This is a genomic window from Rhizobium grahamii (assembly GCF_009498215.1).
Lineage (GTDB): Bacteria > Pseudomonadota > Alphaproteobacteria > Rhizobiales > Rhizobiaceae > Rhizobium > Rhizobium grahamii_A.
The window spans coordinates 1,102,464-1,115,526 of the sequence record NZ_CP043498.1; the positions used below are offsets into that span (position 1 = coordinate 1,102,464).

Below are 13,063 nucleotides of genomic sequence, written 5' to 3' on the forward strand. Positions count from 1 at the left end.
CCGGACGAAGCGATAGAAACAGCCGGTGAGGCGGAACGTATCGCGGAAGCGCTTGTCTTTGCGTCGGCTCAACCCGTCTCCGAGGCTTTCATTGCCGAGCGGCTCCCGGCTGAGGTCGATGTCCACTCCATCATGCTGCGCCTGAAGGATCAGTATGCGCATCGGGGCGTCAACCTGGTACAGGTCGACGACGCCTGGGCGTTCAGGACAGCGGCGGACCTCTCCTTCTTCATCCGCCGGGATGAAACGGAAGCCAAGAAGCTGTCGCGCGCAGCGCTCGAAGTACTGGCGATCATTGCCTATCACCAGCCGGTGACACGCGCCGAGATCGAGGATATCCGTGGCGTGCAGACGTCGCGCGGCACGCTTGATGTGCTGATGGAGGCCGGCTGGGTCCGGTTTCGCGGGCGCCGGCGTACACCGGGCCGACCGGTCACGCTCGGCACGACGCGCGATTTTCTCGACCATTTCGGCCTTGAAGAACTGCGCGATCTTCCCGGTATCGAAGAATTGAAGGGCGCTGGTTTGCTATCCGGACGTATTCCGGCGAACTTCAACATTCCGTCACCGACGATGAATGATGAATTGACCGAGGACGAGGATCCGATCACGCAGCTGGATCTCGAGGAACTCGGCCTTCTGGCGCCCAAGGGAGGGCCGGAGGAATAGCTGCAGCAGGTCTTTGTTTTGCCATCGGTCGCGAAAACAATGCCGATCACAAATTTTCGAAGTTCAAACGGCTTGTCACCTAGGGCAAAGCCGTGACATTAAGCTTCGATCTACGGGGAATTTGGTGTTGGATTTGGTGTCGCGAATTCTTACATCAGACTGACATCGCAACAGGGAGTTAGCGTAATGGGTTCTTTTAGCATGTGGCACTGGTTGATCGTTCTGGTCATCGTGCTGTTGTTGTTCGGTCGCGGCAAGATTCCCGAACTGATGGGTGATGTCGCCAAGGGCATCAAGAGCTTCAAGAAGGGCATGAATGACGAGGACGCGCCCGAGACCACGAGCAAGACCGTCGATCACAAGGCCGACGAAACCAAGTAACACGTCCGGGCAAACGCAGCCCCCGCGTTTCCCGCCCAGGAGCCTTGAATGTTCGATATAGGCTGGACCGAGCTGCTCGTCATCGCGGTCGTTTTGATTGTTGTGGTTGGTCCGAAGGATCTGCCGCCGATGCTTCGTGCGTTCGGCAAGATGACGCAGCGTGCGAAAAAGGTTGCAGGCGAATTTCGCGCACAGTTTGATGAAGCGCTGCGCGAGGCCGACCTGGACGAAGTGCGCCAGACGCTGAATGATGCGCAGAAGCTCAATCCCGTGAACTCGCTGCGGGAGGCCATGAACCCTCTCAGGCAGATGGGAAATGAGATCAAGGCCGATCTCCAGAAGGCGACCACCGTCGACAACAAGACGGAAGTTCCAGCGACGGCAATGTCGGCACCGGAGCCCGCACTGAGCCTGCCGGCCACGCCGCCGGAAATGTCAGCTCCGACGCCGCAGCCCGCCGCCTCGGCCGAAATGCCGGGCGCTGCTGAAAATGCAAAGCCGAAGGCTGTTCGCAAGCCGCGTGCCAAGGTTGCCGACAAGGTGGATGCCGCTGCGGCGATCGCGGTTGCACCTGTCGAAAAGCCCAGTCGGTCGCCGGCGAAGACTGCTGCGACCAAGACTCCTGCGACCAAGACTGCCGCGGCAAAGACTGCTAGCGCGAAGAAGCCTGCGGTTGTTGCCGTTGATACCACAGCCGCTCCGAAGAAGACGGCAGCAGGGAAAAAGAAGGGTGATGCATGAGCGGTGATATCGAAGACAAGCCGCAGCCGCTGATCGAACACCTGATGGAGCTGCGTACGCGGCTCATGTGGTCGATCGGCGCTTTCTTCGTTGCGTTCATCGTGTGCTTCATCTTTGCCAAGCATCTCTTCAATGCTCTGGTCTTTCCTTACAAGTGGGCTGTTATCTGGGCGCATCTCGATGTGTCCAAGGCCCAGCTGATCTATACAGCGCCTCAGGAGTTCTTCTTCACGCAGGTGAAGGTCGCGATGTTTGGCGGATTGGTCATCGCCTTTCCGATCATTGCAGCGCAGATCTACAAGTTTGTCGCGCCCGGTCTCTACAAGAACGAACGCGCCGCTTTCCTGCCGTTCCTGATCGCGTCGCCCATTCTCTTCCTGTTGGGCGCTTCGCTGGTCTACTTCTTCTTCACGCCGATGGTCATGTGGTTCTTCCTGACCATGCAGCAGGCGCCGGGCGAGGGCGATGTCGCGATCTCGCTCCTGCCGAAGGTCTCGGAATATCTCAGCCTCATCATGACGCTGGTCTTCTCCTTCGGCCTGGTCTTCCAACTGCCCGTCATCACCACGCTGCTCGCCCGCGTCGGCCTGCTGACCTCGGACTGGCTGCGTGAAAAGCGCAAGTTCGCGATCGTCATGGCCTTCATCGTCGCGGCGGTGCTGACCCCGCCCGATCCGATGTCCCAGATCGGCCTTGCGCTGCCGACCATCATTCTCTACGAGATTGCCATCTACGCGGCGCGACTCGTGGAACGCCAGCGTGCGCGCGATGCGGCCACCGAGGCTGACGGTTCGTCGGATGTTGCCAAGACGGATAACGTCTGAGCGTCACCGCAATTCCTCGATGAGCGCTTTCCAATATCCGGTCGAGGCCCGGTCAGGCTTTGGCCGGGTCATCCTTTTTGTAACGACCTGGAACGACGATGCTCGATATCAAATGGATCCGTGAGAATCCCGAAGCCCTCGACGCGGCACTTGCCAAGCGTGGTGCCGAGCCCCTGTCCGAAAGCCTGATCGCGCTCGATGAAAAGCGCCGCGCAGCCGTCCAGAAGGTCCAGGACATGCTGTCCCGCCGCAATGCCGCCTCCAAGGAGATCGGCGCTGCAATGGCGCAGAAGAATAGCGAGCTTGCCGAGAAGCTGAAAGCCGAGGTTGCCGACCTCAAGGTCCTGCTGCCGGCCGCCGAGGAAGACGACCGCGCGTCGACAGAGGAGCTGAACGACGCCCTCTCGCGTATCCCCAACGTGCCTCATGACGACGTTCCTGTCGGCAAGGACGAAAACGATAACGTCGTCACCCGCGTGACCGGCGAGAAGCCGCGCTGGAACCATACCCCGAGAGAGCACTTCGAAATCGGCGAAGCCCTCGGCTACATGAGTTTCGAAACCGCTGCGAAGCTCTCTGGTTCGCGCTTCACCGTGCTGACCGGCCCGCTGGCAAGGCTGGAACGGGCGCTCGGCCAGTTCATGATCGATCTGCACACCAGCGAACACGGTTACACGGAAGTGAGCTCGCCGCTGATGGTGCGCGCCGAAGCGCTGTTCGGCACCGGCAACCTGCCGAAGTTCGAGGAAGATCTCTTCAAGACGACGGATGGCCGTTATCTGATCCCGACGGCCGAAGTGACGCTGACGAACCTCGTGCGTGAGGAAATCCTCGATCACGAAAAGCTGCCGCTGCGCTTCACTGCTCTCACCCCATCCTTCCGCTCGGAAGCAGGCTCGGCCGGCCGCGACACCCGCGGCATGCTGCGCCAGCACCAGTTCTGGAAGTGTGAGCTTGTCTCGATCACCGACGCCGAAAGCTCGATCGCCGAGCATGAGCGCATGACGGCCTGCGCCGAGGAAGTCTTGAAGCGCCTCGGTTTGCATTTCCGCACGCTGACGCTTTGCACCGGCGACATGGGCTTCGGCTCGCGCAAGACCTACGATCTCGAGGTCTGGCTGCCCGGCCAGAATACCTATCGCGAAATCTCGTCCTGCTCGGTCTGCGGCGATTTCCAGGCGCGTCGCATGAACACGCGCTATCGCGGCAAGGAAGACAAGACCAACCGCTTCGTTCACACGCTGAACGGCTCCGGCACCGCCGTCGGCCGCTGCCTGATCGCGGTTCTGGAGAACTATCTGAACGAGGATGGTTCGGTGACCGTCCCCGACGTGCTGGTACCGTACATGGGCGGCCTGACGAAGATCGAAAAGGCGGCTTGAACCCAATGCGCATTCTGCTCACCAACGACGACGGCATTCACGCAGAAGGGCTGGCGGCGCTTGAGCGGATCGCGCGAACACTGTCCGACGACGTCTGGATCGTCGCGCCCGAAACGGATCAGAGCGGCCTTGCACACTCCTTGAGCTTGTCGGAGCCGCTGCGTCTGCGCAAGATTTCGGATAAGCACTTCGCTTTGCGGGGCACGCCGACCGATTGCGTTATCATGGGCATCAAGCAGGTGATGGACATCAAGCCCGATCTTGTCCTGTCGGGCGTGAATTCCGGTTCGAATGTCGCTGACGATGTGACCTATTCCGGCACCATCGCCGGCGCGATCGAGGGAACGATGCAGGGCATCCGTTCCTTCGCGCTGAGCCAGGCCTATGTTTACGAGAATGGCTCGCGGACCGTCCCTTGGGAGGTCTGCGAGGCGCATGCGCCCGCACTTCTCGACAGGCTTATACCGCTGGACCTTCCGGACGGGACCTTCCTCAACCTCAATTTCCCCAGTTGCCGGCCGGAGGAAGTCGAGGGCGTCGCTGTCACCTCGCAGGGCAAACTGGCCTTCAATCTGCAGGTCGATGCGAGAGCCGATGGGCGCGGCTTCCCGTACTATTGGCTGAAGTTCGGCGAGCGCGCAGGCGCCTTTGACGAAGGCACCGATATCCACGCTCTCAAACATCGCAAGATTTCGGTAACACCTTTGAAACTGGATCTGACCGATTATTCCGTACAGGACCGCCTCGCGCGGGCGCTTTCTGGTACGGAGTAATTAGCGTTGACGACACGTCTTGTCGAAAAGGAAGGCTTTGCGGCGCTTGTTCTGCGCCTGCGGGCAGAGGGCGTATCGGATATCGATCTGCTCACCGCTGTCGAGCAGACGCCGAGATCGGTTTTCGTACCGCCGCAATTCGCCGATCACGCCTATTCCAGCCGAACCATCCCGATCGAATGCGGCTCCTTCCTCGAGGGCGTGGATCTGGCGGTAAAGATCCTGCATGCGCTGAAAATCAAACCCGGCCAGCGGGTGCTCGAGGTCGGTACCGGCAGCGGCTTCATGACGGCTGTCATCGCTCGCATGGCCGAACGCGTCCTGACCATCGACCGATACAAGACGCTGACGACCAACGCCCAGAAGCGGCTGGAAGCATTGAGCATCAGGAATGTGATCGTGCGTCAGGCGGACGGCAGCGCGGGAGTGCAGGGCGAGGGAACCTTCGATCGTATCCTCGTCACCGCCGCATTCAATTCCATGCCGCGCTTCTACACGGATCAGTTGGTATCCGGCGGCTCGATGATTGCCCCGCTGATGATCTCCGAAAATGAATGTCGGCTCGTTCGCTTGACGAAGACCGGCAGCCGCTTCGAGCGCGAAGAACTCTTCAATTCTCCCTATCTGCCGATCGTCCCACGCGTCGCCTCGCAACTCTAGCCAAGCCGGCAACGTCGCGGCTATGGTTAGCAATCTCTCAAAAAAATCCCGCTGATTTCGCTGCCTTAACCGCGTGGTAATACTAACGCGCTTTAATAAACCCACAAAAGGTTGCGTTCTCAGTGGGTCGAGTCATGCGTTTCAGTCTTTCGTCAAGGTTTGGGAAGTCTGCCGGTAATGTGGTGATGGCGGCTTTGCTGGCAAGTGTTGCAACGGGGTGCAGTTCCGATGTGACGCGGTTCGGTGGTTTGTTCTCCTCCGCCGGCCAGGATCAGATGACCACAAATTCCATTCCGCGCAGGAATATGAGCGGTCTTCAGGCCGATCCGGTGCCGCAGGCCGACCTGCAGGGTAGCGGCATGCAGCAGCCCGATTATTCTCGTTCCCAGGCTATGAACCAGTCCTATCCCGCTCAGCCGGCTTACGGCTCCAGCGCACGGATGGCTTCGGCTCCGGTCACTGTTCAGCGCTCCGAACTGTCGGCTCCTGGCGCCGTTGCTCCCGCTCACGAGCGGCAGGTTGCTCTCGCTCAGCCTTTCCCGGCGGCAACACCGAAGAAGTCCGCTCCGGTTCTCGTGCCGCCGAAGGCTGACGCCGACGCGATCGTCACCGGCTCGACCCCGAAGAAGGTTTCCGGCTGGTCCGCAACGAACGCTCCTTCGGTGACACTCCGTCCAGGCGAAAGCGTCACCACGCTTGCGAACCGTTACGGCGTGCCGGAAAAGGAAATCCTTCGCGTCAATGGCCTGAAGACGGCCGCTGCTGCAAAGCCCGGACAGATCATTCTCATTCCGACCTTCAACGGCGGCAATGCAGCCAAGGCTTCGGCGCAGGCAGCTGATCTCTCGAAGGGCGGCCAGCAACCGCAGCCGGGCAAGCAGCAGGATCAGAACGTCGCCGTCATTCCGGGTGCGAATTCGGCCCGTGACAAGTCGATGGCAAGTGCTGATCAGGCTGGCAAGCTGCCGGCTGGAGCAGGCAAGGGGCCCGGTGGCACCTATGTCGTAAAGCCGGGCGACTCGCTTGCGAAGATCGCCAAGGCGACCGGCACGAGCATCGACGATCTGAAGGCCGCAAACAATCTGTCGGCTGGTTCGATCCGTATTGGTCAGGAACTCAGGCTTCCGAATGGCTCTCCGGATACGATGAAGACCGCGGCGATCCCTGCCAAGGGTGAGCCTAAGGTAGCTGCGCAGCCTGTTTCTGCTCCGGCAACCGCCGCTCAGGCCCAGCCCGCAACCTACAAGGCGCCTGTTGCGACCGAGACGGTTGATGAGGCTGCCAAGAAGGAGGTTGCATCTGCTGCTCCAGAAGCGACAGGCATCGGCAAGTATCGCTGGCCTGTGCGTGGGGCGGTCATCGCGGCCTACGGCGCCAATGTCAACGGCAGCCGCAACGACGGTATCGACATCTCCGTACCGCAGGGCACGGCGATCAAAGCAGCTGAAAACGGCGTCGTCATCTACGCCGGCAACGGTCTGAAAGAACTCGGCAATACGGTTCTCGTCCGCCACGACGATGGCACCGTCACTGTCTACGGCAACGCCGACACGCTGAGCGTGACGCGCGGCCAGAAGATCCAGCGCGGCCAGACGGTCGCCGTGTCGGGCATGAGCGGCAACGTCAAGCAGCCGCAGGTTCACTTCGAAGTCCGCAAGGATGCGACGCCGGTGAACCCGATCACTTTCCTCGAATAGGTATTGCGTCTCGAGGACAAAACAAAAGCCCGGCATATCGCCGGGCTTTTGTCGTTTCAGATGGCATGTTCCGACCTCAGGCGTGGTCGAGCGCGATCCGCGACCGGCCTGCAAGGTCCTGGATATACTGCCAGGCGACGCGGCCCGATCGGGCGCCGCGCGTTGTCGCCCACTCGAGCGCTTCGGCATGCATCTTTTCGCGGTCGAGCGGGAGCTTGAAGTGGTCGGCGTAGCCGTCGATCATCTTCAGGTAGTCTTCCTGTCCACACTTGTGGAAGCCCAGCCACAGGCCGAAACGATCGGAGAGGGAAACCTTCTCTTCAACGGCCTCGGACGGGTTGATGGCCGTCGATTGCTCGTTCTCCATCATGTGACGCGGCAGCAGATGGCGACGGTTCGACGTCGCGTAGAAAAGGACATTGTCCGGACGTCCCTCGACGCCGCCGTCCAGCGCCGCCTTGAGCGACTTGTAGGCGGTATCGTCATGGTCGAACGACAGGTCGTCGCAGAAAACGATGACGCGGTGAGGGGTGTCCTTCAGGAGGTCGAGCAGCGTCGGCAGGCTTGCGATGTCCTCCCGGTGGACTTCGACGAGCTTCAATGAGACGCCGCTTTCCTGGCGTACGTCCTCGTGCACCGCTTTGACCAGCGACGACTTGCCCATGCCGCGCGCGCCCCACAACAAGACGTTGTTGGCAGCGAATCCCTCTGCAAAGCGGACCGTATTTTCATGCAGGATATCGCGCACGCGGTCGACGCCGCGAATGAGTTTCAGCGCGATGCGGTTCGGCCGCTTGACGGGCTGTAGGTGGAGGCGGGCAGGGGACCAGACGAAGCAGTCGGCCGCCGTCCAGTCGTTGGTCGCGGGTGGCGGTCCTGCCAGACGCTCGACAGCGTTCGCGAGTCGGCGGAGCTCCGCGAGAATGACGTGGTTCAGATCTTCGGCCATTGCTTTTACTCCTTCGAGCGCGGTTGGCTGTGTGCCTTGGTCTTTTCCGAGCGGGGTAGCATGGCAATTCACGAGCGGAAAGGTTAAGAGGCAGCGGAATCGGTACGGTTTCCGGCTGTTCCTGTTGCATTCGCAAAGACCATAATTATAGTCCGGCCACCGCGAAAAGGCGACATTCCGCCTCCGGCAGAGTTTGAGGAGTTTAGCATGTTCATCACCCCGGCATTTGCCCAGGCTGCAACCGATACCGCGGCGTCGCCGTTCGGTTCTGGCTTTGAAATGATTATCCTGTTCGTGCCGTTGATGGTCGTCTGGTATTTCCTGCTCATCCGGCCGCAGCGCGCGCAGGCAAAGAAGCGCGACGAAACCCTGAAGGCAATTCGCCGTGGTGACCAGGTTGTGACCGGCGGTGGCCTCGTCGGCAAGGTCACCAAAGTCGTTGACGACAAGGAAGTCGAAGTCGAAATTGCAGACGGCGTCCGCGTTCGCATCGTTCGTACCGGCATTTCGGAAGTGCGCGTGAAGGGTGAGCCGGTCAAGGCTGACGCCGCGTAATAAGCCTGCTTTAGCGCGAACCGGATTGGCCGGGTCGGATATAGTCGAGTAAAAATGCTTCATTTTTTCCGCTGGAAGACCCTTCTGATCTGGTTCGTCTTGCTGGTCGCCGTGCTGGCGGCTACGCCCAATCTATTATCGGACAAGGCGCTTGAACGCCTGCCGAACTGGTTGCCCCATAGTCGCATCGATCTCGGCGCCGATCTGCGCGGTGGCACCCACCTTCTTTTCAAGATCGAGCGCACCGATATCGTCCGGGAGCTGCTTGAGGATACCGTCGCCGGGGTTCGCAACAATTTGCGACAGGCCAATATTCGCTACACAGGATTGTCCGGTAACGATCAAACTGTGAGCGTCAAGATCGCCGACGCGCAGCAGATACCGGCAGCGTCAACGGTGCTTGAGGGGCTGGTTACCAGCCTGAAGAGCGGTTTCTGGGGTGGCGCTGCGCCCAATCTCATTGTCCGCCATGACGAGGCCGGCCAGTTCACGCTGGATATTTCTGACGATGCCGTGGATGCCGGCACCTTGGCCGCCCAATCCCAATCCGTCGACGTCGTGAAGCGTCGTGTGGAAGCGCTCGGTGACGTCGATTTTGCCGTTCGCCCTGAAGGTGCTGACCGCGTCGACCTGCAGGTTATGGGCGACGTGGACGTCGAGCGGTTGAAGAACATCATCAACGAGCCCGCCAAGATCTCCGTGCGGATGATCGATGAGAGCATGTCCGGGCAGGAGGCAATTTCCGCACGCTGGCCTGCGACATCGGAGGTCCTCTATTCGCTGGACGATCCTCCGGTTCCATATCTGGTCGATCGAACGGATTTCGTTACCGGCAAGAACATCGTCGATGTTCAGTCGGTGGTGAACGGCTCGTCTATCTCCATCGCCTACAAGTTGGATGCGGACGGCACCGAAAGGCTGGCGCAGAAAACGCGGCAGAACATCGGCCGCCACCTCGCGATTATCTTCGACGATCAGGTCATGGCCGCCCCACTGATCAACGCGCCGATCCTCGATGGAACCGGCACGATACCGGTGAGCTTCACCGCGGATGGCGCTCACGACCTCGCGCTGATGCTGCGCGCCGGCGCCTTGCCAGCGACGTTGACCACCGTCGAAGAGCGGACCGTCAGCCCTGCACTCGGTGCCGAATCGGCTCGTGCCGGCATATGGTCGGGCGTGGCTGCTGCTGTCCTGGTCGCTGGCCTCATGTTTGCGTTTTATCGCGGGCTCGGCGTGATCGCCGCCATATCGCTCGTCGTCAACCTGCTGTTGATACTGGCCTTCCTGAGCGCGATCGGCGCGACGCTGACGCTCCCTGGGATCGCCGGCATCGTGCTGATCATGGGCATGGCGGTGGACGCGAACGTCCTCATCTACGAGCGCATTCGCGACGAGGCCAAAACCGGACGCCCGTTTGCCGAAGCGATCGAGAACGGCTTCAACCGTGCGATCTTGACGGTCCTTGACGCGAACGTGACGATCTTTATCGCCGCCGTCATCCTCTATTTTCTCGGCAATGACGCCGTGCGCGGGTTCGCGGTCACGCTTGCCGCCGGCATCCTCGCGACTGTCTTTACCGCGTTCACGCTCACGCGCTGGATCGTCGTCCGATGGCTCCACCGGCGTCACCCGCGACACCTGCCTCGGGATATAAACACCGGCATCTTCGATCGCGCCAACATCCGCTTCATGGGGATTCGAAGATATTCCTTCACGATTTCGGCGGCCCTCTCGATCGCAGCCATGATCGGCTTTGCAGCGGTCGGCTTGCATATGGGCGTGGACTTCGCAGGCGGCTCGATCGTGGAACTTCGGGCGAAGCAGGGACGTGCTGATGTCGGCGACATCCGCGAACGGCTCGGCGATCTCAACATCGGAGAAATCTCGGCGCGCCAGCTGCGCGATCCTACAGGCGCGCTGGTGCAACTGCAGCCGCAGGGCGGCGGAGAGAATGCCGAACAGTCGGCGCTCACGCTGATGCGCGACGAGCTCGGCGGCGACTATGATTTCCGTCGCGTCGAGGTCGTGGGACCGGCCGTATCGGGCGAACTGACACAGGCCGCGACGCTCGGCGTTCTGGCATCGCTGATCGTTATCCTCGTTTACATCTGGGCTCGTTTCGAGTGGCAGTTCGCGATCGGCGCCATCGTGGCGACGCTTCATGACATCATTTTGGTCCTCGGCCTGTTCGTTCTGACCGGAATGGAGTTCAATCTGACGAGCGTGGCCGCACTGCTGACGGTTATCGGCTATTCGCTGAACGATACCGTCGTGGTGTACGACCGGATGCGAGAAAACCTGAGACGGTATCGCAAGATGCCGTTGCCGATCCTCATCGACGCTTCGATCAACCAAACGCTGTCGCGAACGGTGCTGACCGCCGTGACAACGCTGCTGGCGCTGGCAGCGCTGGCGCTGCTTGGGGGCGAGGTTACGCGCACGTTCGCCTTCGTGATGCTCTTCGGCGTTGCCGTCGGCACATTTTCATCCATCTACATAGCGGCACCGGTGCTGATAGCCTTCAAGCTTCGGCCCGAAACGCTGGACAACGACCAAGACAGAAAAGTACCGGAGCCCGAAACAAAAAGCGGCAACCCGGCAGTGTGAGCATATGGCCAGAGGCATAGAGATACGCGAAGCGCATTTTCCCGGGCGCGCGCCGATCGATACTTACGGGAATGGTGGATTTCGCTTCGCCGACATGTCGCACCGTGGCTCCATCCTTTGCCTTCCTTCCGGCATTCACGGCTGGGACATGGACGCGACCAAACCGCTCTCGATCGAGAATCTTCAGCGTGTTCTCGATGAGGCAGCTGACATCGAATTCCTGCTGATCGGCACCGGCGTGGACATGCGTCCAATACCGGCGGACTTGAAGGCAGCCCTGAAAGCGGCTGGCATTTCATCGGATCCGATGAATACCGGCGCCGCCGTGCGCACCTTCAACATCATGTTGATGGAATCGCGCGCAGTTGCCGCCGCCTTGATCGCAATCTGACCATGGCTGATCAATCGATGACGAACCAGGATATCTGCCTGGCGATGCTGCGCGACATGGACCGCGACCGCTACCTTGCCTGCCTGCTCTCTGCGGAGGATAAAAGGGGCGCGATCGCCGCGCTCTATGCCTTCAACGCTGAACTTGCCCGGATCCGCGACCTCGTGCACGAACCGCTTCCTGGCGAGGTTCGCATGCAATACTGGCGCGATCTGCTGGAAGGCAATGCCCACGGATCTACGGAGGCCAATCCGGTGGCGTCCGCCTTGCTGGCCTGTGTCGACGCCCATCGCCTGCCGCGCGAGACGCTGCTGAACATGATTGATGCTCGGATTTTCGACCTCTACGACGATCCGATGGAGACACGCGGCTCCCTGGAGGGATATGCGGGCGAAACCGCATCGGCCCTGATACAACTGACGAGTATTGTTCTGGCCCCTGGCGACGCGGCACGATCCGCCGAGGCGGCCGGGCATGCTGGCGTTGCGCAGGCGATCGCCGGATTGCTTCTGCTGATGCCGCTGCACCGTCACCGTGGCCAGGTCTACATACCCCTCGAGATCCTGTCCGCGACCGGGCTCGATCGTGATGCCTTCCTCAAAGGCGAAGACAAGAGCCGGACATCGGCCGCGATCGAGGCGTTTGCGGGCCTTGGCCGCGATCACCTCGCCAAGGCTCGACATGTCCAAATCCCGCTAGCTGTTTTTCCGGCGTTCCTGCCTGCGTCACTGGCCGAGCGCGTGCTGGTCAAGGCGCAGAAATCGGGTGCTGGAATCCTGGAGCGGTCGCCGCAGCAACCGCAGTGGCGCCGCCAGATCCGTATGACGCTCGCCTTGATGCGCAGGAAAATCTGACGAATGTTCAAACTCGCGCAAGTCTCATGCGTTAGAAGCATATTGTCTGGTTGTCTCGAACGGAGAGCGGCGTGAGCATTATCGTCTGGGGCGTTATCTTCGCGCTCGTCATTCTGGTCGCCTTTATCGCAACGCGCATGGCGTCGCAAAACGAAGAGGACGGCCTGCACGATACCGGCCTTGCAATCATCGAGTTCAACCGTGCCTTTCCGAACGAGGCGATACGGCAGCTGCAGGCCACGGCTGACGGGCAAGCGGTTTTCGTGCGGTTGCACGACAACAAGGCGGGCTTCATGAAAAGCATGCAGCGCCACTATGCCTGCCACCTGATCGAACCGGGACGCGTCCGCGTGTTGAGTTCCGAGACAGGAAGGGGACTCGGTATCCAGTTTCTCGATGCACCGCATCACAGCGCCACCTTCGAATTCTCTTCACCGAAGGAAGCCTCCGAAGTGTCGCTCTGGCTTCTCGGAAACTATGTGGCTGATCCCGACAAGCATCTCGCGAGCAATCCCTCGGCTGCCAACCATCATTGAAATCGGAAGCGCACTCCCGCCGGTAGATACACTGCCACCCC

14 protein-coding genes are annotated in these 13,063 nt (G+C 60.6%); 13 read left to right on the forward strand and 1 reads right to left on the reverse strand.

What is annotated here, in order from left to right:
- The first annotated feature begins 12 nt into the window (after window positions 1-12).
- The 8 genes from scpB (at window position 13) to FZ934_RS05555 (ending at window position 7,127) form a co-directional block, all read left to right on the forward strand.
- A complete protein-coding gene (gene scpB, locus FZ934_RS05520) occupies window positions 13-669 on the forward strand; it encodes an SMC-Scp complex subunit ScpB (protein WP_432443609.1) in 657 nt (218 codons plus the stop codon).
- 186 nt (window positions 670-855) lie between these two features.
- On the forward strand, window positions 856-1,050 hold the full coding sequence (locus tag FZ934_RS05525; protein ID WP_113361613.1) for a twin-arginine translocase TatA/TatE family subunit: 195 nt from the start codon (window positions 856-858) through the stop codon (window positions 1,048-1,050).
- Between the two features lie 48 nt (window positions 1,051-1,098).
- Window positions 1,099-1,791, forward strand: coding sequence for a Sec-independent protein translocase protein TatB (tatB, locus tag FZ934_RS05530; RefSeq protein ID WP_153270245.1), 693 nt, complete (start codon window positions 1,099-1,101; stop codon window positions 1,789-1,791).
- Window positions 1,788-2,615 (forward strand): twin-arginine translocase subunit TatC, encoded by an 828-nt coding sequence (tatC, locus tag FZ934_RS05535; RefSeq protein ID WP_153270246.1) that lies wholly within the window; start codon window positions 1,788-1,790, stop codon window positions 2,613-2,615. The genes tatB and tatC overlap by 4 nt, the downstream gene beginning before the upstream one ends.
- A 98-nt stretch (window positions 2,616-2,713) precedes the next feature.
- Window positions 2,714-3,997, forward strand: coding sequence for a serine--tRNA ligase (gene serS / locus FZ934_RS05540; RefSeq protein ID WP_153270247.1), 1,284 nt, complete (start codon window positions 2,714-2,716; stop codon window positions 3,995-3,997).
- Between the two features lie 5 nt (window positions 3,998-4,002).
- Window positions 4,003-4,770 (forward strand): 5'/3'-nucleotidase SurE, encoded by a 768-nt coding sequence (surE, locus tag FZ934_RS05545; RefSeq protein WP_153270248.1) that lies wholly within the window; start codon window positions 4,003-4,005, stop codon window positions 4,768-4,770.
- Between the two features lie 6 nt (window positions 4,771-4,776).
- Window positions 4,777-5,430 (forward strand): protein-L-isoaspartate(D-aspartate) O-methyltransferase, encoded by a 654-nt coding sequence (locus FZ934_RS05550; protein ID WP_153270249.1) that lies wholly within the window; start codon window positions 4,777-4,779, stop codon window positions 5,428-5,430.
- A gap of 134 nt (window positions 5,431-5,564) precedes the next feature.
- Window positions 5,565-7,127: a peptidoglycan DD-metalloendopeptidase family protein gene (locus FZ934_RS05555; protein WP_153270250.1), complete on the forward strand. Its 1,563-nt coding sequence runs from the start codon at window positions 5,565-5,567 to the stop codon at window positions 7,125-7,127.
- Between the two features lie 76 nt (window positions 7,128-7,203).
- Here FZ934_RS05555 and FZ934_RS05560 read toward each other — a convergent pair whose 3' ends face one another.
- A complete protein-coding gene (locus FZ934_RS05560) occupies window positions 7,204-8,076 on the reverse strand; it encodes an ATP-binding protein (RefSeq protein ID WP_153270251.1) in 873 nt (290 codons plus the stop codon).
- 207 nt (window positions 8,077-8,283) lie between these two features.
- On the opposite strand from FZ934_RS05560, the gene yajC reads away from it, so the two are divergent.
- The 5 genes from yajC to FZ934_RS05585 all read left to right on the forward strand — a co-directional run bounded on the left by yajC (window position 8,284) and on the right by FZ934_RS05585 (window position 13,022).
- Window positions 8,284-8,631, forward strand: coding sequence for a preprotein translocase subunit YajC (gene yajC / locus FZ934_RS05565; RefSeq protein WP_056819867.1), 348 nt, complete (start codon window positions 8,284-8,286; stop codon window positions 8,629-8,631).
- A gap of 54 nt (window positions 8,632-8,685) precedes the next feature.
- Window positions 8,686-11,241, forward strand: coding sequence for a protein translocase subunit SecDF (gene secDF, locus FZ934_RS05570; protein WP_153270252.1), 2,556 nt, complete (start codon window positions 8,686-8,688; stop codon window positions 11,239-11,241).
- A gap of 4 nt (window positions 11,242-11,245) precedes the next feature.
- The gene (locus FZ934_RS05575) at window positions 11,246-11,632 is read left to right on the forward strand and encodes an Mth938-like domain-containing protein (protein ID WP_153270253.1); all 387 of its coding nucleotides are present in this window, start codon (window positions 11,246-11,248) and stop codon (window positions 11,630-11,632) included.
- Window positions 11,633-11,634: 2 nt separating this feature from the next.
- Entirely contained in the window at window positions 11,635-12,486 is an 852-nt protein-coding gene (locus FZ934_RS05580; RefSeq protein WP_153270254.1) for a phytoene/squalene synthase family protein, read from the forward strand.
- A gap of 71 nt (window positions 12,487-12,557) precedes the next feature.
- A complete protein-coding gene (locus tag FZ934_RS05585; protein ID WP_153270255.1) occupies window positions 12,558-13,022 on the forward strand; it encodes a hypothetical protein in 465 nt (154 codons plus the stop codon).
- Window positions 13,023-13,063: the final 41 nt, after the last annotated feature.